The following is a 22,548-nucleotide window of genomic DNA, read 5'->3' on the forward strand; positions in this document are numbered from 1 at the left end:
CATTGACCAGGGCAGGTTCAATGCCCTGGCATTTGCCTGAGGATTTCAATCATGTCTGATTACAAAGCACCCTTGCGTGACATGCGCTTCGTACTCAATGAAGTGTTCAACGTTTCCCGATTGTGGTCTGCCATGCCGCGCCTGGCCGACGTAGTGGATGAAGACACCGCCAATGCGGTCCTGGAGGAAGCGGGCAAGATCAGCGCCGAGCTGATCGCACCGCTCAATCGCAGCGGCGACGAGCAGGGCTGTTCCTGGAACGACGGGGAGGTGATTACCCCAGACGGTTTCGGCGTCGCCTATCGGGCCTTTGCGGAAGGGGGCTGGGTTGGCGTGGGTGGTGATCCAGACTATGGCGGCATGGGCATGCCCAAGGTAATCGGCGCTCAGGTCGAGGAGATGGTCAATGGCGCCAACCTGTCGTTCGGCCTGTACCCGATGTTGACCGCCGGCGCCTGCCTGGCGATCAACGCCCACGCCAGTGACGAGCTGAAAGCCACGTACTTGCCCAACCTGTACGCCGGGCTCTGGACCGGTTCCATGTGCCTGACCGAGCCGCATGCCGGCACCGACCTTGGGCTCATTCGCACCAAGGCCGAACCCCAGGCCGATGGTTCCTACAAGGTCAGCGGCACGAAGATTTTCATCACCGGCGGCGAGCATGACCTGACCGAGAACATCATCCACTTGGTCCTGGCCAGGCTGCCCGATGCGCCTGCTGGTCCCAAGGGTATTTCGTTGTTCCTGGTGCCCAAAGTCATGGTCAACGCCGATGGCAGCCTCGGGCAGAAAAATGCGCTGTCCTGTGGTTCCATTGAACACAAGATGGGGATCAAGGCCTCGGCCACCTGCGTGATGAACTTCGATGGCGCCACGGGCTGGATCGTCGATGCGCCGAACAAGGGCCTGGCGGCGATGTTCACCATGATGAACTACGAGCGGCTGGGCGTCGGTATTCAGGGCCTGGCCACCGCTGAGCGCTCTTATCAAAATGCGCTGGCCTACGCCCGTGATCGTTTGCAAAGTCGTTCGCCGAGCGGTCCGCAAGTCAGCGACAAGGTGGCCGATCCGATCATCGTTCACCCGGACGTGCGGCGCATGCTGCTGACCATGAAAGCCTGCAATGAAGGCGGCCGTGCGTTCTCCACATACGTGGCGATGCAACTCGACATCGCCAAATTCAGTGACAACCCGGACAAGCGCAAACGCGCCGAGGCGCTGGTGGCGTTGCTGACGCCAGTGGCCAAGGCGTTTCTGACCGATCTGGGGCTGGAATCCACCGTGCATGGCCAGCAGGTGTTTGGCGGCCACGGCTACATTCGCGAATGGGGCCAGGAACAACTGGTGCGCGATGTGCGGATCACCCAGATCTACGAAGGCACCAACGGCATTCAGGCGCTGGACCTCGTCGGACGCAAGATCGTCGGCAGTGGCGGGGCGCTCTACAAACTGTTTGCCGACGAGATCCGCCACTTCAGCGCAAACGCCTGTGCCGACCTCGCACCGTTCACCGGACCACTCAATGCCGCCCTGGACAACCTCGACGAATTGACCGCCTGGGTGCTGGACCGCTGCACATCCAACCCCAATGAGATCGGCGCGGCGTCAGTCGAATATCTGCACGCCTTCGGCTACACCGCTTATGCCTACATGTGGGCGCGGATGGCCAAAGCCGCCATCGGCAAGGAAGCACAGGACGATTTTTACGCGAGCAAGATGGGCACCGCGCGTTTCTATTTCGCGCGCCTGTTGCCACGCGTCCAGTCATTGGCGGCGTCGGTCAAGGCGGGCAGCGATTCGCTTTACCTGCTCGATGCAACGCAATTCTGACGTGACCGCCACTCAACAGACTCAGGAAGACCTCACAGTGGTAACGACAAAAATAATCGCTCCCGCGCCGGGCGCCTACGCCTATCCGTTGCTGATCAAGAGCCTGCTGCTCTCGGGGGCGCGGTACTCGCCCGATCAGGAGATCGTCTACGCGGACAAGCTGCGCTACAGCTACCGAACGCTGAATCAGCGCATCCAGCAATTGGCCAACGCGCTGACCCAGGCGGGCGTCAAGGCCGGGGATACGGTGGCGCTGCTCGATTGGGACAGCCATCGGTACCTGGAGTGTTTTTTTGCCGTGCCGATGCTTGGCGCGGTGTTGCATACGGTCAATATCCGCCTTTCGGACGAGCAGATTCTCTACACCATGAACCATGCCGAGGATGACCTGGTGCTGGTTCATGATGATTTCCTGCCGTTGATGGAGCGGATTCACGATCAGCTGACGACGGTCAACGGCTACCTTCAGCTCAGCGACGCCGACGCGCCAACGACCACGCTGCCGGTGCTGGGGGAGTACGAAAACCTGTTGGCGCAGGTGGAGCCGCACTTCGACTTTCCGGACTTCGATGAACACTCGGTGGCGACTCTCTTCTACACCACTGGCACCACCGGAAATCCCAAGGGCGTTTACTTCAGTCATCGCCAGTTGGTGCTGCATACGCTCAATGCCGTCGGCACGTTGGGGGTGTATCAAGGCGCGCCGCTGTTACGTTCCGACGATGTCTACATGCCCATCACACCGATGTTTCATGTGCATGCCTGGGGCGTGCCTTATGTCGCGACGCTGATGGGCATCAAGCAGGTGTATCCGGGACGCTACGAGCCCAATCAACTGGTCAGGCTGTACCGCGAAGAAAAGGTCAGTTTTTCCCATTGCGTGCCCACGATCCTGCAAATGATCCTGGGGTGCGACGAAGCGACCCGGACCGACTTCAACGGCTGGAAAATGCTCCTGGGCGGCAGCGCCTTGACCCACGGGCTGGCGTCCCAGGCCACAGCGCGGGGCATGCGTGTGCATAGCGGTTACGGGATGTCGGAAACCTGTCCGTTGCTGTGCGTGACCCACCTGCGTGACGCCGAGATTGAACAGCCAGCGCAAGCGCAGGTAGCGTCACGCATCAAGACTGGCGTGGCGGTGCCGATGGTCGACCTGAAAATCATCGATGCCTGCGGCAATGACGCGCCTCAGGATGGCGAAGCGCTGGGGGAAATCGTGGTGCGGGCCCCTTGGCTGACCCAGGGCTACCTCAAGGATCCGGACCAGGGTGCGCAACTGTGGGAGGAGGGCTGGATGCATACCGGTGACATTGCCTCCATCGATGCCTTGGGCGTGATCGAGATCAAGGACCGAATCAAGGACGTCATCAAGACCGGCGGGGAGTGGGTCAGCTCACTGGAACTGGAAAACCTTCTCAGCGAGCATCCCGCCGTGACCTCGGTGGCGGTTGTCGGCATTCCTGATGTCCAGTGGGGTGAACGGCCAATGGCGCTGGTGGTGTGTGCGGCGGGAGAGCGTATTACCCCGGACATGCTGGTGGCGCATCTGCATCAGTACGTTGAGCGCGGCCATATCAACAAGTGGGCCATTCCCAAGCAGATCAGGGTCGTGACCGATATTCCGAAAACCAGTGTGGGGAAAATCAACAAGCGCTTGATCCGGGAACTCGAACTGCGCCAGCAAGCACTGGAAATTGGCTGATCTGGACTAGACTCATGCGAGTTAGCTCAGTGACTTACTCGCGTGAGGCCTTGGACATGGCAAAGGAAAAAAAGCGCAGCAAAAAAAGTGATGCCGACGAACACCCGAAGATGACTAACAAGCAGTACCTGGGTGAGCTGCGACGACTGCACGTCGAGCTTGTGAAGTTGCAGGAATGGGTGCAGGACAAAGGCATCAAGGTTTGTATTGTCTTTGAGGGCCGCGATGGCGCGGGCAAGGGCGGGACCATCAAGGCACTGACCGAACGGGTCAGCCCGCGCGTCTTTCGGGTCGTGGCGTTGCCTGCACCGACCGACCGCGAAAAAAGCCAGATGTATGTGCAGCGTTACCTGCCGCATCTGCCTGCGGCGGGCGAAATAGTGATTTTCGACCGCAGTTGGTACAACCGCGCCGGCGTCGAGCGAGTCATGGGATTTTGCACCAAGGAGCAGGCTGAAAGTTTCCTCAAGGCCATTCCCCTGGTGGAGCGCGCGATCGTCGATTCGGGGGTGATCCTGCTCAAGTATTGGCTGGAAGTGAGTCCCGAGGAACAAACCCGTCGGCTCGAAGAGCGCATCAACGACGGACGCAAAATCTGGAAGCTGACACCCATGGACCTGAAGTCGTACAGCCGTTGGTACGACTATTCGCGTGCCCGGGACGACATGTTCAAGGCGAGCGACACCGAACACGCCCCCTGGCTTGTGGCCAATTCCAACGACAAGCGCCGGGCGCGCCTGAACATCATTACCGACTTGCTCAGTCGTATCCCTTACAAGAAGGTGCCGCGAGAGAAAGTGACGCTGCCCCCACGGCAGAAACCCGGCAACTATCGCGAGCCGGATCATCCGTTGCGGCATGTGCCCGAGAAGTTCTGAGGGTGTGCAATCAGCCGGCCGGTTCGGCCGTACAACTCATCGCCACTGAGCCAGGCTTCTGGAAAACTGCAGTATTGTCGGTTTGCCAGAAGCTGTAGCTTCCCAGCGCATCCTTGCCGATGTAACGGATTCCCACATCACTCTGCACCTGGTTCAGGGTGATCGAGGTGTTGGCCCATTTCAGGTACACAACACCGGGCTGGGTGATGAAAAAGGTGGCGGCAACCAACACGTTCAACCCGGTACATCGAAATGCCACTGGGCCTTCAGTCAGTCTATCCGGGTCCTTGGTCCGCACAATGGCCGAACCCTGGCGCAACTGGTACGCACGCTCGGCATAACTGCGGATGACGCACGATTTGGGCACTGGGTCGGAGGCACACCGATTGCGGGTGTCGACCCAGAACTGCTGGTCGATGATGACGTTATCTGGCGGCGGTACTGAACGCTCATCCGTGAGCGCCAGTCGATAGAGACGCATCAATTCAACGTCCATCTGCGCCAGTAGCGGGTCGCGACAGATCAGCTTTTCGACGGTTGCCTTTGCCGTGGCGCAATCGAAACTGGTTTTGAAGGACGCCGCGTTGGCACAGGTGCTCGTCGCCGCGCACAAGCTGGCAGCGAGCAGGCAGGTGAAAAGGGTCGCGACCGTTTTCATGTTGGCTTCACCCGAATCATTGCGTGATGCGCGGATTGCTGTGGGCCTCTCTGTCCGGTGAACGATCATTCGTTTGCATAGGGTGTATCGCAGTGTAAGTCAGTGCTCGAAACTTGCCACTCCCGCCCGCCAGCGGGTGCTTTTTTTTAGAATCGATCCAGTCGGTAGGATTCAATGGCCGGCAACCCATGGGTAAGGGGGAGCTTCGCAGGCAAGGCGAGTTGCGCGATCAGTTCGGCGGTCACCGCCGCCTGCGTCAGCCCAAGGTGCTGGTGACCGAAAGCCAGCAGCACCTTGCCGTCGCACACTCGGTCGATGATCGGCAGGGAGTCGGGCAAGGACGGGCGAAAGCCCATCCAGGGCGTGGCCGCCTGCGCATTCAAGTCCCGGGTGAACAAGCCGGCACTCAACCGGTGCAATTGCCAGGCGCGCTCCATGGCCGCCGGCCGCTCGAGGCCGGCGAACTCGACGGTGCCGGCCAGTCTCAGTCCATCTGTCATCGGGGTCATGATGAACTTGCGCTCCAGCGAGGTGACGGCGAAAGGTAATCGCTCCTGCTCATGAGGCAACATCAGGTGATACCCGCGCTCGGTGTCCAGCGGCACCTGCTTGCCGGTCAGCGCTGCCGTCAGCTTTGCCGAGTGGGCGCCGCAGGCGATCAGTACCCGGCGCGCCATCAGAAGGCCTTGATCGGTGATCAGCGAGACACCGTCCGCTTGGAGACGGGCGCTCAGGACCTGTTGCTTGAGGAAATGCACGCCGCTGGTTTTGGCAGCCTCTACCAGTTCACAGACAACCCGGTAGGGGTCGAGAAAATGACCCGTTTGCGGAAAAAACAGTCCGCCCTGAATACGCTCGCTGAGTTGAGGTGCCGTCTCGCGCACCGAGGTGGCGGACCAGTAATCGACCGGCACCTGTTGATGCTGCATCCGCGCCTGCAGCGCTTCGATGGCCTGGCGCGAGTCGGGACGTTCGAATACCAGTAATGAACCGTCCTGACGTAGCAGATCGGGGTGGGCAATATCCTTCAGCAATCGGTGCCAGGCGCCAAGGCTGCTTTCGTTAAGTGCGCGCAGGCCGGACACGGTCCGTTGGAAAGGCGCTGCGCGCAGATTCAACAGCAGGCGCGTGAACCAGGGCAGGGCGTGCGGCAGGTATCTCCAGTCCAGACGCAGCGGGCCCATCGGGTCGATGAGCATGCCGGGCAGGCGTTTGAGGATGGACAGGTCGGCGATGGGAAACACCTGTTCGGTCGCCAGGTGCCCGGCATTGCCGAACGAGGCGCCCCGGCCAGGGTCTTGCTGGTCGATGACCACCACTCGCAGACCTTGGCGTGCCAGCCGAACGGCACAGGCGACGCCGATGATGCCGGCGCCAACCACGGCAATGTCCGGGGGCTCTGTGCCGGGGCCGCTCGTCCGGTTCGCTTGGTGGCGAGCGGAGTTGGCGTGCTCACCGATCAACGTTTGGCCTGTCACAGTCATGGCGCTTTCCTGGCGATAAGGGTGGACCCGGCGGCGAAACCGGGTGCTGACGCAGTGGGCTCGGTCAGGTTGAACTCAGGCGACGTTGTGTTCTGCCGACCAGTGCTTGTACCACTGGCGGAACAACGTGTACTGGTTCTCGGCATAATGCCGTTGGGCATCGCTCAACACATCGGTTTCGTTGAAATGCAGGGTGTATTCCTTGTCGCCATTGAGCACCATCAGGTGCTTGTAATAGAGCACCAGGTCACAGCCCTCGTCGAAGGACGACAGCACCGCTAGCGCCGATTCCAGTTCGGTGGCCAGGCGGCGGGCCTTGGCGTCGCCCTTGGCCGCTTGCTTGCTCAGCGTCACCAGTTGCAGCACTTCACGCGGCAGCGCATTGCCGATGCCAGTGATCGCGCCAGTGGCGTTGCAGTTGACGAAACCATGGACCACTTGGGTGTCGACACCGACCATCAGGGTGACGTTATCGTCCGCGGAGGTGATGTTCTCGGCGGCGTAACGCAGGTCGGCAGCACCGCCAAACTCTTTGAAGCCGATCAGGTTCGGGTGTGCGCGGCGCAACTCGAAGAACAGGTCTGCACGGGTGGCAAAGCCATAGTAAGGGCTGTTGTAGATCACCGACGGCAACTGCGGGGCCGCCTGCAAAATCGCTGAAAAGTGCGCTTTTTGCGCGGCGGGTGAGGCCCCACGGGAGAGAACGCGGGGGATCACCATCAGGCCATGGGCGCCGACGCTGGCGGCATGGGCCGCGTGGGAAATCGCTTCGCGGCTGTTGACGGCGCCGGTGCCAACGATGGTCGGAACACCTGCGGCGACCAGACGTGCCACGCCTTCCTGGCGCTCGGCTTCGGTCAACAGCGGCCAATCACCCATGGACCCGCAATACACCACCGCACTCATGCCGATATCGACCAGTTCGCGACCCTTGGCCACCAACGCATCAAAATCCGGTTTGCGTTCGGCGGTGCAGGGGGTCATCAGCGCAGGAATGCAGCCAGTGAAAATGCTATCGCTCATTTGTTCAGCTCCTTGACGCGTTTATTCAAATGACTTGAAGGTGAAGTGCCGCGTGGTTTTTCAAATGCCCCACGCGAAGGGATCCTGTTCGTCGATCAGCAGTGTGCTGTCGGCGGTCATGAACGCCTTGCCGGTAATGAACGGGCGGATGCGCTCGCCTTCCCATTCGTAACTGCCGACGAACTGGCTGCCGGTGATGCTGGCCTGGACCCAGCGCTCGCCGGCGGCGAGTTTCCCATCGGCGGCCAGGCACGCCAGTTTGGCGCTGGTGCCGGTGCCGCAGGCCGAGCGGTCGTAGGCTTTTCCGGGGCACATGACGAAGTTGCGGCTGTCGGCGTGCTCATCGTCGGCAAACAGTTCGACATGGTCGATCAGCGCGCCGCCTTCGCCATGGACACCTTGGGCCTCCAGCGCCTTGAGCATCGCCCAGGTGTATTCGGTGAGGGCTTCGACATTGTCCAGTTGCAACGCCTGGCCGTGGTCGGACACCAGGTAGAACCAGTTGCCACCCCAGGCGATGTCGCCGAACACGCGGCCGTATCCGGGAACATCGACCGGGACTTGTTTGCGGTAGCGGTAGGCGAGCACGTTGCGCAAAGTCACCGTGCCGTCTTCATGCAGCGTGGCGTCGACCGGGCCGACCGGCGTGTCGATCTTGTGCACACCGGGCGCAATGTGGCCCAGGTAGTGCAATGAGTTGACCAGGCCGATGGTGCCGTGACCGCACATGCCGAGGTAGCCGGCGTTGTTGAAGAAAATCACGCCACACGTGGCATCCGGCGAGACCGGTTCACAATACAGGGCGCCGACCAACACATCGTTGCCACGGGGCTCCAGCAGGCAGGCCCGACGCCATTGATCGTGGTGATCGCGCAGGGCATCACGCTTCTCGGCCATGGTCTGGCCGGGCAATTGAGCAAAGCCTTTCATCACCAGGCGGGTCGGTTCGCCGCCGGTGTGGGAATCGATGACGTGGATGCGTTTCATGAACGTGCCTTCGCCTGACATAGCGTCGCCTTTTTGTGGGTTGTTGGATCGGCAGGTGTGCATGCAATGGCCACAGCGTGAGCGTGTCAGGGCATTTGCGATTGATGTTTTGCGTGGGCACGGATGACGAAATCGGCACAATGCGCGTGCACAAGACGACCACATCGCGGGCACCTCGACACGGCTCCCGCCTTGGGTCAATCTGCGCGAAGAAGGCTTTTGTCTATTCAGAGAAAGGGAGAACAGGATTCATGACGCAGCACGCCTTAGCGGTCCTGTGCCAGGGGAACGAGCTGAATCGGCCCGACACCCTCGATGAATTGCTGGCGGGCGTGGCGTTTCTGTTACCGATGCTGGATGTGATCCCTAACGCCGCGATCTTTATCAAGGACCGTCAGGCGCGCTATGTCATGGCCAACCGCACGCTGGTCCAGCGCTGTGGATTGAAGCAGTTGCAACCGTTGCTGGGGAAAACCAGCGCCGAGGTGTTTCCTGCACAATTGGGGCCTGGTTATACCGAACAGGATCGTCGGGTACTGGAGCAAGGCTTTGTCCTGGAGGACCAGCTGGAATTGCACTTGTACGGCAGTCGGGAACCCGGTTGGTGCCTGACGCATAAACGACCGTTATACAACCGCGACGGTGAAATCATTGGCCTGGCAGGGATTTCGGTCGACCTGCAGTCCACCAGCGATACCCACCCGGCGTACCAGCGACTGGCAGCGGTCGATCAATACATCCGCGCGCATTTCAATCGCCGTGTCACCTTGGGCGAACTGACGCGCATCGCCGGGATTTCAGTGGCGCAACTGGAAAGGTACTGCAGGCGAGTGTTCCACCTGACGCCGCGACAGATGATCCAAAAGGTTCGCCTGGAGCACGCGCATCGTCTGTTGCACACCGATATTCCCATCACCGACGTGGCTTTGCAGTGCGGCTACACCGATCACAGCGCGTTTACCCGGCAGTTCAAGGCATCCACCGGGTTCACGCCGCGCCAGTATCGGCAGGCAACCCGGCACGTCAGCAATGACTTCCCCGCTGTACAAACGTAATCTTCCCAATCCGCGTCCCCTACAAGAAAAATCAGGAGTCATTGATGCAACCGATCCGTCTCGGTCTGGTGGGCTATGGCAAGATTGCCCAGGACCAACACGTTCCCGCCATCAACGCCAACCCCGCGTTCCAGTTGGTGTCTGTCGCAACCCAAGGGCAGCCCTGCGCCGGGGTCGAGAATTTCCGGTCCTTGAGTGAGCTGCTTGCAAATGGCCCGCAGGTCGATGCGATCGCCTTTTGCACCCCACCGCAAGGTCGATTCGCGCTGGTGCAACAAGCCCTGGCGGCCGGCAAACACGTGCTGGTAGAAAAACCGCCGTGCGCCACGTTGGGGGAAGCGATGGCGTTGGTGAGTCAGGCGCAGGAGCAGGGCGTCAGCGGTTTGTTCGCCTGGCACTCACGTTACGCGCCCGGCATCGAAGCCGCCCGTGACTGGCTGGCCACCCGCACCCTGCAAAGCGTGCAGATCGATTGGAAGGAAGACGTGCGCAAGTGGCACCCAGGCCAGGCATGGATCTGGCAGCCCGGCGGCCTGGGTGTCTTCGATCCCGGCATCAATGCCTTGTCGATCGCAACCCATCTGCTGGCGCTGCCGCTGTTTGTCGAGTCTGCCGAACTGCGCGTCCCGAGTAATTGCCAGTCGCCGATTGCCGCGTCCATCAAGATGTCCGACGCGCGTCACCTCGATATCCGTGCGGAGTTCGATTTCGACCACGGCCATGAAGAGCTCTGGAGTATCGAGGTTCGCTGCACCGAAGGCACCTTGCGCCTGGACAACGGTGGCGCACTGTTGAGCATCGACGGCGTGCCTCAAGCCGTATCGGAGGAGGGCGAGTACGCCGCGGTGTATCGACATTTTCAACAGCTGATAAGCGATAAAGCCAGTGACCTGGACTTGCAGCCATTGCGGCTGGTTGCTGACAGCTTTTTTGTCGGCAGTCGAGCGTCGGTCGAGCCGTTTTACGATTAGCGGTCGCTCAGGGGCAGCGCCGATAACACACCGACCGGTTTTCGTGGCCGGTCATTCTGTAAAAGCAGCAACGACACGTTGAAGACGCCCGCGATGTCTACGTGATGGGCACCCTGAGACGGCTCGATTCAGTTGGAATGTTTTATTGCCAAGGGAGTCAACCGACCATCACGTTTGCGGAACAGTCCCATGTCTATTCCCGCTCAGACGGTCAAAAACCCATCCAGCGCGCAATGCCAAGAGCCTTAGCGCATGAGTGCTATCGATTCGGCATTGATGGCTGCGCGTAGCCAGTTTGCGATCACCATCAGTTTTCACATCGTGCTGGCCGCGCTCACGATAGGGCTGGCCAATTTTCTGATGGTGCTGGAAGGGTTGTGGCTGTGGCGTGGCCGACAAATCTATCTGGATGTCTACCTTTACTGGCTCAAGGTGTTTGCCCTCAACGTGGCGGTCGGGACGGCGTCAGGTCTGATTCTGGAATATCAGTTCGGACTCAACTGGTCGCGACTCTCGACCCAGGCTGGCGATATTCTCGGTCCATTGATGTTCTATGAAGTATTGGCTGCCTTTTTTCTAGAAGCAGGCTTTCTGGGCATCATGCTGTTCGGTCTGAAGAAGGTCGGCCCTCGTCTGCATTTCTTCGCCACTTGCGCGGTTGCCGTCGGCTCGTTGATCAGCGCGTTCTGGATTCTTTCCGCTAATTCCTGGATGCAGACACCCGCAGGTTACGCCATAGGCGCTGACGGCCGTTTCATTGCCGAGAATTGGTGGGCGATCATATTCAACCCGTCGTTTCCGTATCGGCTGGCCCACATGACGCTGGCGGCGTTTCTAGGCACGGCGACCCTGGTCGCCGGAACCAGCGCATGGCAACTCTTGCGCTCACCGCAGAACCCGCGAACCCGCCTGCAATTCTCCATGGCGCTGTGGCTGATTGTGGTGTTGGCACCAATGCAAATCCTTGTGGGTGACCTGCACGGTCAGCACAGCCTCAAGTTCCAGCCACAGAAGATCGCGGCCATCGAAGGCTCATGGACACGTCCGCCTGAGGGCGCGGGGGAACCGTTGCGCCTGTTTGCCATTCCCGACATGGCCGAACGACGCAACCATTGGGAAGTGGCGATTCCACGCGTTGCCTCTTTGTATTTGCGGCATGACCTGAGCGGCACCATCGCCGCGCTCGATGAGTTCCCTGCCGAAAACATTCCACCCGTGCCGATCGTGTTTTTCGCGTTTCGCTTCATGGTCGGGTTGGGGCTGTTGATGGTGGCCCAGGGGCTGACCAGCCTGGTGTTGCGATGGCGACAGCGTTTGTACGAGGCGCGCTGGATGCTGCGAGGCTGTGCATTGATGGCCCCGGCGGGATTCCTCGCGATGCTGTGCGGCTGGGTGGTGACCGAGGTCGGCCGCCAGCCTTTTACCGTCTATGGCTTGTTGCGCACAGCCGACAGCCTGTCATCGGTGTCGCGCGAGCAGGTGATCGGCTCAACCTGGACGATCCTGGTGTTTTACCTGCTGATCTTCGGCATTGGCCTTTGGGTGCTATTGCGAATCCTGCGCGAGCCACCGCACAAGGATGAGGCCGGGCCGCAACCGACGCTGGCGGACGAGACAGGACAGGCCTGAGGAGATGATCGATGTTGGACACTGATTGGATCGTCCTGCTTTCTGCTGCGGCGCTGGCGTTCTCGGTGATGAATTATGTGCTGCTCGATGGCACTGATCTGGGCGTCGGGGTGCTGATGGGGTTGACCCGTTGCGGCGAGGATCGCCGGGCCATGGCCGTGACGATCCTGCCGATCTGGGATGCCAATGAAACGTGGCTTGTGCTCGGCGGTGGCGGCCTATTGGCACTGTTTCCGTTGGCCTACGCCATCCTGTTACCGGCGCTTTACGTGCCTTTTATCTTGATGTTCCTGGCGTTGATTCTTCGAGCGGTGACGTTGGAATTTCGTGATTACGCACCTACCGATGCCATCAAACGCGCGGTGGATGGCTTGTTGTTGTGCGGTTCACTGCTCGCCGGCGCAACACAGGGAATCGTGTTGGGGACTCTTGTCCAAGGTGTGCCGAATAACGCCGGGCAGTACAACGGAAATGGCCTGGTATGGCTCAACGTGTTCCCACTGTTTTGCGGCGCAGTGCTCGTGGTGGGTTACACCTGGTTGGGGGCTTGCTGGCTCTATTGGCGTACGGTCGGCGAACTGCAGCGGCGCTCCGCTCTGCAGGCCAAGACCCTGGGCCTGGTGACCGTGGCACTGTTGATCGTGTTGGTTGCCTGGACGGCGACCCTTGACTCTCGCTATGCGCAACGGCTTGCAGAACGGATTGTGTGGATGCCGGCGGTCATGCTGTTGATGACGTTGCTGATCGGCTTTGCTCTTGGCTTTCGAAGCCATCGTCAGTCCCTGCCACTGATCGGCGCCTTGGGCGTGTTCGTACTGGCGTTTGCCTTGATGATCGGGGTGCTCTTTCCAATGATCGTTCCGCCGCAACTGACGTTGCAGGCTGCTGCCTCCAGTCGCAACAGCCAGATGTTCATGCTGGTCGGCTTCGCAGTTCTGATCCCGGTAACGCTCATCTACAACACCTACGGCTTCAGCGTCTTTAGCGGAAAGGTTCGAGTGAATCATGAATGACTGGCAGGTACGCCGGTCGCGTCCCAGGGGTGACTGCCTCGACGGACTCATTTTTAACAGGAGGCGCCTTGTGACTGATCAACTTGATGCAGGTGTGCGAAACATTGTCGTGATCGGCACGTCGGCAGGTGGCGTTCAGGCGCTGATCGCCTTGTTTGAAAACCTACCCGCCGACCTGCCGGCGGCCTTTCTTGTCGTACTGCATATCCCGGCTCATGAACCCAGCGTCCTCCACAGCATTCTTGCGAGGGTGACGAGCATGCGGGTCGTGGCGGCCCAGGAGGGACAACGCATTGAAGCGGGCACGGTCTATGTCGCCGTTGCGGATCGGCACCTGATGGTCACGGAGGACGGGATACGCCTGACGCGCGGGCCGAAGGAATGTCGTGTTCGGCCCGCAGTCGATGTGCTGTTCCGCTCAGCCGCGGTCAATTATGGCGCTCGGGTCATTGGCGTCATTCTGTCCGGTGCATTGGATGACGGCACCGCAGGGATGTGGGCGATCAAGGATCGCGGCGGCTTGACCTACGTTCAGGACCCTGGCGAAGCCATGCTGAGCTCAATGCCCGACAGTGCCATTGCGCATGTGGAGATCGATCTTGTCGGCCCGACGTCAGTGCTCGCCACCGCACTTTCCAAAGCGGTCGGCACCCGCATCGCTGATCAGCCGACACACGAGGTAAAAACCCGTCATGTGATCGAGAGCGTGATCTCCTTGAAAGGAAACGGTCTCGAAGCCGGTGTCATGGGCTTAGGTAAGGTTTCCCAATTCACCTGTCCTGATTGCCATGGCGTCCTTGTGCAAATCGAAGAAGGCACCATCGTCAGATTTCGCTGCCACACGGGCCATGCCTTTTCGATGAAATCCTTGATTTGTGAGGTCAACGAAGCCATCGACACAGGACTGTGGGACACATTGAGGGCGGTGGAGGAAAGGATCCTGCTGCTGCGTCAAATGGCGGAACAGGCGGCAAGCGTAGGCGCTGCCAATGACGCCGCCGAATGCACTCGACAAGCTGATCTGGCTGAAAAACGCCTGGCGCCACTACGTGAATGGGTGCTTGATCCCAAGCTCTTTGGTCACGATGACGATAAATAGCGCTGGCAGCGTTTTCAATGTCTGGCCTGGTCCCGGGGGCGATCATCAAGGTCAGGCGCCTTGAGTAACGGGCTGCGAAGACCGTTTCGATTAGTCCTCCAGCTTGATTTCCAGCCGCTTGAACCTCGAAGCCAATGTCGTGGGTTTGAGGCCCAACAGTTCGGCGGCCCCCCCTTTGCCAAACAGTTTTCCGTCGGTGGCTTTGAGCGCAGCCTGCATGTTGTTGCGCTCGAGCTCGCGAATCTGCGCGTCCGTCATGATCACGGATGAGGGAGAGGGCTTTGGGATAACGCTGAGACTGGGTTCATCGGGCAGGTCGAGGTTCAAGTCGGCGCCGTTGGAGGTGATCAAGGCGCGCTCGATGACGTTTTGCAGTTCTCGGATATTCCCCGGCCAGGAGTAACGTTGCAGCCGTTCGATATCGGTGTTGCGCAGGCGCCGCCCGGGCATGTTCAGGCGTTTGCCGGTCTGTTTGAGAAAGTGCGCCGCCAGCGGTGCAATATCCATCGGACGTTCACGCAGTGCCGGCGACTGGATCGGGAAAACGTTGAGACGGAAATACAGGTCTTCACGAAAATGTTTCGCCGCGACTTCCTGGCGCAGGTCGCGGTTGGTCGCGGCAATGATCCGCACATCAACCTTGCGGGTGCGTTCTTCTCCGACCCGCTCGAACTGGCCCTCCTGCAACACCCGCAGCAGTTTGCTTTGCAGCTCTAGCGGGATTTCACCGATTTCGTCGAGAAACAGCGTGCCGCCATCGGCCAGCTCGAAGCGGCCGACCCGGTCGCGGACGGCGCCGGTAAAGGCGCCGCGGATATGCCCGAAGAACTCGCTTTCAAACAGTTCAGTCGGAATCGCCGCGCAGTTGACCCGGATCAGCGGACTGGCGTTGCGGCGGCTGGCCTGATGGATCGCGCGGGCGATCAACTCCTTGCCAGTGCCAGATTCACCATTGATCAGCACACTGGCATCGGTGGGGGCGACTACGTCGATCTGCTTGATGATTTTCAGGATCGGTTCGCTCTGACCGACGATCTCGCGATAGTTGTGTTCGATATGAATCTCTTCCTGCAAGTAGGCGTTCTGCTCCTCCAGCCGTTCCTTGAGTACTTTGAGTTCATCGAGCGCATTTTGCAGCTGGGTTTCGGTGCTGCGTCGTTCGGTGATGTCGCGGAACACTACGACGGCACCCACGATACGGCCGTCCGATATCACCGGCGTGCTGGTGAACTCCACCGGAAACGAACTGCCATCGCGCCGCCAGAACACTTCCTGGCGCCCCTCATGGACCACGCCGTCACGCACCGCCTTGTAGATCGGGCAGTCTTCCACCGGGTAGTGGCTGCCGTTGGCATGGGTGTGGTGGTGGATGCGGTGGATGTTCTTGCCGATCATGTCCTGCGGCTCCCAGCCCAGCATGCGCGCCCCGGCCGGGTTGACGAAGGTGGCCAGACCTTCGCTGTTGATGCTGTAGATGCCGTCGCCTACCGAACTGAGCAGCAGTTGATTGTCGCGCTCGGTTTCCTGGAACAGGTTAAGAATGTTGCGCCATTCGATCAGCCCGCCGCGCATGGTGCGCTCGGTATGAGCCTGGTCGCGCTGGTATTTCTCATGGCTCAGCTCGCGCAGCACCAGAATAAGATGCTGCTCACCCTTGATCGGCAAGGTCGTGGCGGAAATGGCCAGCTCGATACGCTCGCCGGTCTTGCAGTTGCAGCTCAGTTCTTCGGTCCAGCCGCGACCTTTGTCCATCACCGCTTGGGTAAACACGATCAGGTCCGCCAGTTGATGGCCGAACAGCTTGCTTACCGGCAGCTCCAGCAACTCCTGGCGCGGGTAGCCGAGCAACTTGCAGGCCGCGATATTCAAGTCGCCCAGTCGATCGGAAAACGGATTGAGCAGCGCGATCGCCTCGGCGCAATGCTCGAACACCATGTGCCGTGACGAGTAAGCCAGGTCGGCCCAGCCGCTAAGGGAGTCTGCGTCGTTCATGATTACGAAATCTCGTGATTAGCCGCTACGAATATTCGTACTTCTACGGGAATGCGTGATTCCCCGATAGCCTCAGATGCATCAGAAAAAACCGGATCAGAAAAGTATTTGTAATTGAATCAATTACATAGCTTTTGGAGAAAAATAATTTCAAAGCCTGGCACGGCGTTCGCTCTATCTCCTGCAACCCGGCAGCCAACTCAGGCCGCCGTTAACGCACGAAAAAACTGGAGAGCGACGATATGCCAACCGTGGATATCCCCCATTACAAAGACGGCGACTTCCTGGTCAATTATGAAGAGAAAGTCTTCGAGGACATCAAAGCCGAGCCTGGCGAGAAAGTCCTGATCACCTTCCACACCATCGCCTTCGAGGGCTCTATCGGCCTGGTCAATATGCTTCAGGCCAAGCGTCTGCTGCGCAAGGGCTTCGAAACCAAGATCCTGCTCTATGGACCTGGCGTGCAATTGGGCGTGCAGCGGGGTTTCCCGACCCTGGGTGCCGAAGCCTTCCCCGGCCATCTGGCAGTCAACAAGCAGCTCATCCAGTTCATGGAAGAGGGCGGTGAGGTCTACGCCTGCCGCTTTGCCCTGCAAGCCCTGTACGGCCAGACCGAGAAGGCGCTGATCGAAGGCATTCGCCCGATCAACCCGCTGGACGTGATGGACCTGCGCCTGCTGATGCGCCGTGAGGGCGCGATGATTATCGACACCTGGACTGCCTGACCGAACAAACCCTTGTGGGAGCGAGCCTGCTCGCGATCGGTGTCAATGATGCACCGCGTCGTCCGCATCGCAGGCAAGCCCCGCTCCCACAGGATCGATGTCGATCTTCCGAGCACAACTTACTTCAGGACCCCCTCATGGCCATCATTCGCGCAGCCGCCGTACAGATCAGCCCGGTGCTTTACAGCCGCGAAGGCACCGTGGACAAGGTCTGCCAACAGATCATCGCCCTCGGTCGACAAGGCGTGCAGTTCGCCGTGTTCCCGGAAACGGTGGTGCCTTACTACCCCTATTTTTCATTTGTGCAGCCTGCCTTTGCCATGGGCGCACAACACCTCAGGCTGCTGGATCAATCCGTGACGGTTCCGTCCGCCGCGACCCTGGCGATTGGCGAAGCCTGCAAGCAAGCGGGAATGGTCGTCTCCATTGGCGTCAATGAGCGCGAGGGCGGCACGATCTACAACGCTCAGTTGTTGTTCGATGCCGACGGCAGCCTGATTCAGCATCGACGCAAAATCACGCCGACCTACCACGAGCGCATGGTCTGGGGGCAGGGCGATGGCTCCGGCCTGCGTGCTATCGACAGCGCGGTCGGACGCATCGGCTCGCTGGCATGCTGGGAACACTACAACCCGCTGGCCCGTTACGCCTTGATGGCGGACGGCGAGCAGATTCATGCCGCGATGTTTCCCGGTTCTCTGGTGGGAGACATCTTTGCCGAGCAGATTGAAGTCACCATCCGTCATCACGCCCTGGAGTCCGGCTGTTTCGTGGTCAACGCCACAGCGTGGCTGGATGCTGATCAGCAGGGCCAGATCATGCAGGACACCGGTTGTGGCCTCGGCCCGATTTCGGGCGGCTGCTTCAGCGCGATCGTGTCGCCCGAGGGCAAGTTGCTCGGCGAACCGCTGCGTTCGGGGGAAGGCGTGGTGATTGCCGACCTCGATCTGGCCTTGATCGACAAGCGCAAGCGGATGATGGATTCGGTCGGTCATTACAGCCGTCCGGAACTGCTCAGCCTGTTGATCGACCGCACACCCGCGGCGCATGTGCATGAACGCAGCCCGCACCTGGCGGCGATTGTCACTGAGGAGTTTGATCATGCAAACCAATGAATTGCTGGCCGAGCTGCAATGCCATGGCGTTCGCTGGCCTGCGGCGCAGAACGGCTTGTCCCGGCAAGGTGGCGCGGGACCGTCGGACCACAAGGCTCTAAGTTTCGGTAGCCGGACCATGATGGTGCCGATCCTCAATCAGGCCTCGCAAGATTCGCCCTATCAAGCCCAACCCAGCGCCGACGGCAGCCAGGCGCTGATCTTTCGCGAAGGCCTGCAGGTCGGTCAGGTGCAAATGCCCGGTGTGCCGAAGTTCTACGGTTTGAGCACCGCCGACGGCATTCCCTATTGGAAAATCGCCACCCTGCACAGCAGTGATGTGCTCGCGACCACCGTGTTGCAGCACTGCATTCGCTTCAATGATCGTGGCAGTTCCTGCCAGTTCTGCGCGATCGGCCAGTCGCTGGCGGCGGGTAAAACCATCGCCCGCAAACGTCCGCAACAACTGGCGGAAGTGGCAAAAGCGGCAGTGGAACTTGATGGCGTCAAGCACATGGTGATGACCACCGGCACCCCGCAAACCCCGGACCGTGGCGCGGCGATTTTGTGTGAGTCAGCCGCTGCGGTAACTGCCGCGGTCGATCTGCCGATTCAGGCCCAGTGTGAACCGCCTGACGATGATCGCTGGTTCCAGCGCCTGGCCGACAGCGGTGTGGTGTCGCTGGGCATGCACCTGGAAGCGGTCACCGATGAAGTTCGCCAACGGATCATGCCCGGCAAGGCCGAAGTGCCGCTGAGCCGTTATTTCGACGCCTTCAAGGCGGCGGTCGAAGTCTTCGGTCGGGGTCAGGTCAGCACTTACATCCTCGCCGGCCTGGGTGACAGCGAAGCCGCCATCAGCGAGATGAGCGAACGTCTGTGCGCGATGGGCGTGTACCCGTTTGTGGTGCCGTTCGTGCCTATCGATGGCACACCCTTGGCTCATCACCCTAAACCGGACAGCGCGATGATGGCCCGACTGTATCCGCTGATCGGCGCAAGCCTGCGTCGTCACGGTTTGCACTCCGATCAGATCAACGCCGGTTGCGCCAAATGCGGCGCGTGCTCGGCCCTGAAAAGCTACGAATAAACCGGAGAACGCCCATGCCGAATCTTGCCTTTGCCTTGGTCGACAGCACTTTCGAACCGTTTCGCGCCGGTGAGTTGCTGGTCAAGCCCGCCAGTGAACCCTGGGAGAAACACGCTTATTTCGCCCTGCGACGTTCGGTGTTCTCCGATGAGCAACAACTGCTCGCGCAGGACAAGGACAGCCATGATTTCCAGGCAATCGCCATCGTCGCCCTGGCCAGCAATTGCGGGATCTGCGATCAGGTGGTGGGCGCGGTGCGCATTTATCAGCCGGAGCCGGGCCTATGGTTTGGTGGACGGTTGTGTGTGGCCCCGGTGTATCGGCGACACAGCATGATTGGCAAAGCGCTGGTCAACGAGGCGGTGTCGCGGGCCAAGGAGCTGGGCTGCGAGGTGTTTCGCGCCACGGTGCAGGCGCAGAACGAAACCTATTTTCATGGCCTGCATTGGCAAACCCTCGACCAACTTGAGTTGCTCGGTCAGCCGCATTGCCTGATGCAGGCGGATTTGCCGAGTTATCCATTGATGCCGCGCCAGGTTTCATTGCGTGCGCTGAAGGTGGCTCGTCATGAATAAAGCTCCTGATCTGGCAGTGCTGCTCGACACCTTGCGCAACACGCCGGCAATGCGTTCAAAACAGGCGATCCAGCAACCGGCGGCCGTGATCGGCAGTGCTGAACAGGCCCTGACTCGTGAGCAGCTTTACGCCTTGCCCGGCGATGACACGGCAGCGATTGCCTGTGGCGACCATTTTCAGTTGCTGGCCATCGAAGGCATGTTGCCGGATTTCGTCGAGGCGGCGCCGTGGTTTGCCGGATGGTCGGCGGTCATGGCCAATGTCAGCGACATCACCGCCATGGGCGGTCGCGCCACCGCCGTGGTCAACGCGTATTGGCATCACGACACCGCTGGCGCGCAGCAATTGCTGGCAGGCATTCGTGCTGCCTGCGAGGCCTATGGCTTGTTACTGGCCGGGGGGCACACCAGCCTTGCGGCGGCTAATCCGGCTGCGCTGGCCGTAGCGATTACCGGCATAGCGCAAACATTGTTGTCGACCCTGCATGTCGCCCCCGGCCAGATCATTGCCATGGCCGTGGACCTGGAAGGCAATTGGCACGCCGACAGCACCTATTGGAAAGCCTTCGAAGGCGTGCCGGCCGAGCGCCTGCGCAGCAAGCTTGAAGTGCTGCCACGCCTGGCTGAAGCGGCATTGCTGCATGCCGCCAAAGACATCAGCAACGCCGGGGTGCTCGGCAGTCTATTGATGCTGCTGGAAACAACCGGCTGTGGCGCGACCGTCGACCTAGCATCGCTGCCGTGCCCGCCGAATGCCGATCTCGCGCGTTGGCTGCAAGTGTTCCCCAGCTACGGTTTTTTGATGACGCTGGAGGAGCGTGACTGGGCGCAAGTACAGACGGCGTTTGCCTTCGAAGGTGTGCGCTGTGAACGCATTGGCCGGATCAACGACAGTGGCCTGCTGAATGTCCAGTCCGGTCAACAGCGCGGCGAATTCTGGAACCTGCGCGAGCAGCCATTTACCGGCTTCAACTATCACTCTCTCGATCTGACCCCTTTAAACCTCAAGCATCAGGAGCACTGACATGCCCGCCGTCAACTTCAAAATCCGTTGGCCTAATGGCCGCGAAGCTTCCGGTTATTCACCTTCGACGGTGATTTATGAATACCTGGAGGAGGGCGCCAGTTACACGCTGGCGGACTTTCTGCAACGCATCGAACACGCATTGAACAATGCTTCAGAGCGGGTCAAGCAGGTCAAAGGGTTCTACTGCAGTTCGGCGATGGACACCTTGAGTTCCCTCAAGGGCCAGGCCAGCTATCTGGTCGAGCCAGGCGATGCCGCCGGGCAAGTGAACATCCTCAGCATGCGCACCGAAGGCGCCGGTCAGGTGATCGGCACCGGCTGGAGTTCATTCTGATTCATCGGTTTTCCCCCTTAACCTTTTTCGACACCGAGTACCGGAGTTCACCATGACCAGCCACCTCACCTCAATCAAACCCCCACACCACAGCGTGATCGTCGTCGGCGGCGGTCAGGCCGGGTTATCCGCAAGCTACTATTTGCAACAACAGGGCATCGATCATCTGGTCCTGGAAAAACACAGCCTGACCCACACCTGGCGCAACCAGCGCTGGGACGCCTTCAGCCTGGTGACGCCCAACTGGCAATGCGCATTGCCAGGCTACACCTACGTCGATGACTTCAAGGGCAAAGATCCCCACGGGTTCATGAAGAAGGACGAAATCAATCAATACCTGGCCGGCTTCGTCAAATCGGTCAACGCCCCGGCCCGTGAAGGGGTCACAGTGCAACGCGTGGTTCCCCGCAGCCTCGGTGGTTTCGAGGTGCACACCTCACAAGGCGAGTTCACTGCTGATCAAGTGATTGTCGCCTCGGGCGGTTATCACACGCCGATCATCCCGCGCCTTGCCGAACGCTTGCCGACAGACATTCATCAGCTTCACTCCGAGCAATACCGCAATCCCCAGGCCTTGCCCGCGGGTAATGTGTTGGTGGTCGGTTCCGGGCAGTCGGGCGCGCAAATTGCCGAAGACTTGCACCTGGCCGGTCGCAAGGTCTATCTGGCGGTGGGTGATGCGCCGCGTTGTGCGCGTTTTTACCGGGGCAAAGACGTGGTCGATTGGCTGGCGCAGATGGGCTACTACGAGATTGGCGTCGACACTCATCCGCTACGTGAAGGCGTACGCGATAACACCAACCATTACGTCACCGGGCGCGACGGCGGACGTGACATCGACCTGCGCCATTTCGCTCGCGAAGGCATGGAATTGTTCGGTCGCCTGGACGGGTTACAGGGCACTCGCTTGCAGTTTGCCAACAACCTGGGCGAAAACCTCGATAGCGCCGATGCGGTGTACAACCGGATCAATACGTCGATCGACAAGTACATCGAACAGCACTCGATTGATGCCCCGGCTGGAGCGCCTTACAACCCGGTTTGGGTGCCGGAGCAGGAGCGCAGTGAACTGGATCTTGAGGAGGAAGGGATCACCAGCATCATCTGGTGCATCGGCTTCAGCCCGGACTTTACCTGGGTCGAAGCCCCGGTTTTCAATGGCCGCGGTCACCCTGGTCATCAGCGCGGAATAACCGCGCAACCTGGTTTGTACTTCCTTGGGCTGCCATGGTTATACACCTGGGGGTCGGGACGTTTCTCAGGCGTAGCGCGAGACGCCGAGTATCTGGTGCAGCACATCATCGCCAGTGCGGTTGAAGGCAGCTTGCCGCAACGACGTGTGGCGGCAGGGTAAGCGTTGCTACCAACCCATCCACTGGCGC

20 protein-coding genes are annotated in these 22,548 nt (G+C 60.1%); 15 read left to right on the top strand and 5 right to left on the bottom strand.

The window, feature by feature from the left end:
• Positions 1-51: 51 nt before the first annotated feature.
• From K5K95_RS25115 to ppk2, 3 genes are read left to right on the top strand one after another with little or no spacing between them, the layout of a single operon-like run.
• Positions 52-1,830 (top strand): acyl-CoA dehydrogenase C-terminal domain-containing protein, encoded by a 1,779-nt coding sequence (locus tag K5K95_RS25115; protein WP_222586606.1) that lies wholly within the window; start codon positions 52-54, stop codon positions 1,828-1,830.
• Positions 1,831-1,867: 37 nt separating this feature from the next.
• Complete coding sequence (locus K5K95_RS25120) at positions 1,868-3,532, top strand: fatty acid--CoA ligase (RefSeq protein ID WP_222590420.1); 1,665 nt, start codon at positions 1,868-1,870, stop codon at positions 3,530-3,532.
• 56 nt (positions 3,533-3,588) lie between these two features.
• Positions 3,589-4,410 (top strand): polyphosphate kinase 2, encoded by an 822-nt coding sequence (ppk2, locus tag K5K95_RS25125; protein WP_222586607.1) that lies wholly within the window; start codon positions 3,589-3,591, stop codon positions 4,408-4,410.
• Positions 4,411-4,420: 10 nt separating this feature from the next.
• On the opposite strand, the gene K5K95_RS25130 is transcribed toward ppk2, so the two are convergent.
• The 4 genes from K5K95_RS25130 to K5K95_RS25145 form a co-directional block, all read right to left on the bottom strand.
• Positions 4,421-5,068, bottom strand: coding sequence for an MliC family protein (locus K5K95_RS25130; RefSeq protein WP_222586608.1), 648 nt, complete (start codon positions 5,066-5,068; stop codon positions 4,421-4,423).
• A gap of 146 nt (positions 5,069-5,214) precedes the next feature.
• Positions 5,215-6,552: an NAD(P)/FAD-dependent oxidoreductase gene (locus tag K5K95_RS25135; protein ID WP_222586609.1), complete on the bottom strand. Its 1,338-nt coding sequence runs from the start codon at positions 6,550-6,552 to the stop codon at positions 5,215-5,217.
• 75 nt (positions 6,553-6,627) lie between these two features.
• Positions 6,628-7,575, bottom strand: coding sequence for a dihydrodipicolinate synthase family protein (locus K5K95_RS25140; RefSeq protein WP_222586610.1), 948 nt, complete (start codon positions 7,573-7,575; stop codon positions 6,628-6,630).
• Between the two features lie 60 nt (positions 7,576-7,635).
• On the bottom strand, positions 7,636-8,562 hold the full coding sequence (locus tag K5K95_RS25145) for a 4-hydroxyproline epimerase (protein ID WP_222586611.1): 927 nt from the start codon (positions 8,560-8,562) through the stop codon (positions 7,636-7,638).
• A gap of 251 nt (positions 8,563-8,813) precedes the next feature.
• Between K5K95_RS25145 and K5K95_RS25150 the strand changes: the two genes are divergently transcribed.
• From K5K95_RS25150 to K5K95_RS25170, 5 genes are all read left to right on the top strand, one after another.
• Positions 8,814-9,617, top strand: a complete 804-nt coding sequence (locus tag K5K95_RS25150; protein ID WP_222586612.1) for an AraC family transcriptional regulator — start codon at positions 8,814-8,816, stop codon at positions 9,615-9,617.
• Between the two features lie 44 nt (positions 9,618-9,661).
• A complete protein-coding gene (locus K5K95_RS25155) occupies positions 9,662-10,588 on the top strand; it encodes a Gfo/Idh/MocA family protein (protein ID WP_222586613.1) in 927 nt (308 codons plus the stop codon).
• Positions 10,589-10,840: 252 nt separating this feature from the next.
• Positions 10,841-12,217 (top strand): cytochrome ubiquinol oxidase subunit I, encoded by a 1,377-nt coding sequence (locus K5K95_RS25160; RefSeq protein ID WP_222586614.1) that lies wholly within the window; start codon positions 10,841-10,843, stop codon positions 12,215-12,217.
• A gap of 11 nt (positions 12,218-12,228) precedes the next feature.
• The gene (gene cydB, locus K5K95_RS25165) at positions 12,229-13,230 is read left to right on the top strand and encodes a cytochrome d ubiquinol oxidase subunit II (RefSeq protein WP_222586615.1); all 1,002 of its coding nucleotides are present in this window, start codon (positions 12,229-12,231) and stop codon (positions 13,228-13,230) included.
• 70 nt (positions 13,231-13,300) lie between these two features.
• Positions 13,301-14,329 (top strand): chemotaxis protein CheB, encoded by a 1,029-nt coding sequence (locus tag K5K95_RS25170; RefSeq protein WP_261398053.1) that lies wholly within the window; start codon positions 13,301-13,303, stop codon positions 14,327-14,329.
• Between the two features lie 90 nt (positions 14,330-14,419).
• Here K5K95_RS25170 and K5K95_RS25175 read toward each other — a convergent pair whose 3' ends face one another.
• Positions 14,420-16,321 carry a sigma 54-interacting transcriptional regulator gene (locus K5K95_RS25175; RefSeq protein ID WP_222586617.1) on the bottom strand — a complete coding sequence of 634 codons (1,902 nt, stop codon included), beginning with the start codon at positions 16,319-16,321 and terminating at the stop codon, positions 14,420-14,422.
• Positions 16,322-16,563: 242 nt separating this feature from the next.
• Between K5K95_RS25175 and K5K95_RS25180 the strand changes: the two genes are divergently transcribed.
• The 7 genes from K5K95_RS25180 to K5K95_RS25210 all read left to right on the top strand — a co-directional run bounded on the left by K5K95_RS25180 (position 16,564) and on the right by K5K95_RS25210 (position 22,520).
• Positions 16,564-17,046 (top strand): MSMEG_0572/Sll0783 family nitrogen starvation response protein, encoded by a 483-nt coding sequence (locus tag K5K95_RS25180; protein ID WP_007969977.1) that lies wholly within the window; start codon positions 16,564-16,566, stop codon positions 17,044-17,046.
• Positions 17,047-17,183: 137 nt separating this feature from the next.
• Entirely contained in the window at positions 17,184-18,161 is a 978-nt protein-coding gene (locus K5K95_RS25185; RefSeq protein ID WP_222586618.1) for a Nit6803 family nitrilase, read from the top strand.
• Positions 18,148-19,230, top strand: coding sequence for an MSMEG_0568 family radical SAM protein (locus tag K5K95_RS25190; RefSeq protein ID WP_222586619.1), 1,083 nt, complete (start codon positions 18,148-18,150; stop codon positions 19,228-19,230). The genes K5K95_RS25185 and K5K95_RS25190 overlap by 14 nt, the downstream gene beginning before the upstream one ends.
• A 14-nt stretch (positions 19,231-19,244) precedes the next feature.
• Complete coding sequence (locus K5K95_RS25195) at positions 19,245-19,805, top strand: MSMEG_0567/Sll0786 family nitrogen starvation N-acetyltransferase (RefSeq protein WP_222586620.1); 561 nt, start codon at positions 19,245-19,247, stop codon at positions 19,803-19,805.
• Positions 19,798-20,829, top strand: a complete 1,032-nt coding sequence (locus K5K95_RS25200; RefSeq protein ID WP_222586621.1) for a sll0787 family AIR synthase-like protein — start codon at positions 19,798-19,800, stop codon at positions 20,827-20,829. The genes K5K95_RS25195 and K5K95_RS25200 overlap by 8 nt, the downstream gene beginning before the upstream one ends.
• Position 20,830: 1 nt before the next feature.
• On the top strand, positions 20,831-21,166 hold the full coding sequence (locus K5K95_RS25205; RefSeq protein ID WP_222586622.1) for an MSMEG_0570 family nitrogen starvation response protein: 336 nt from the start codon (positions 20,831-20,833) through the stop codon (positions 21,164-21,166).
• A 52-nt stretch (positions 21,167-21,218) separates the two neighbouring features.
• Positions 21,219-22,520, top strand: coding sequence for an MSMEG_0569 family flavin-dependent oxidoreductase (locus tag K5K95_RS25210; protein ID WP_222586623.1), 1,302 nt, complete (start codon positions 21,219-21,221; stop codon positions 22,518-22,520).
• Positions 22,521-22,548: the final 28 nt, after the last annotated feature.

It is taken from the genome of Pseudomonas sp. DR48 (assembly GCF_019823085.1).
Taxonomy (GTDB): Bacteria; Pseudomonadota; Gammaproteobacteria; order Pseudomonadales; family Pseudomonadaceae; genus Aquipseudomonas.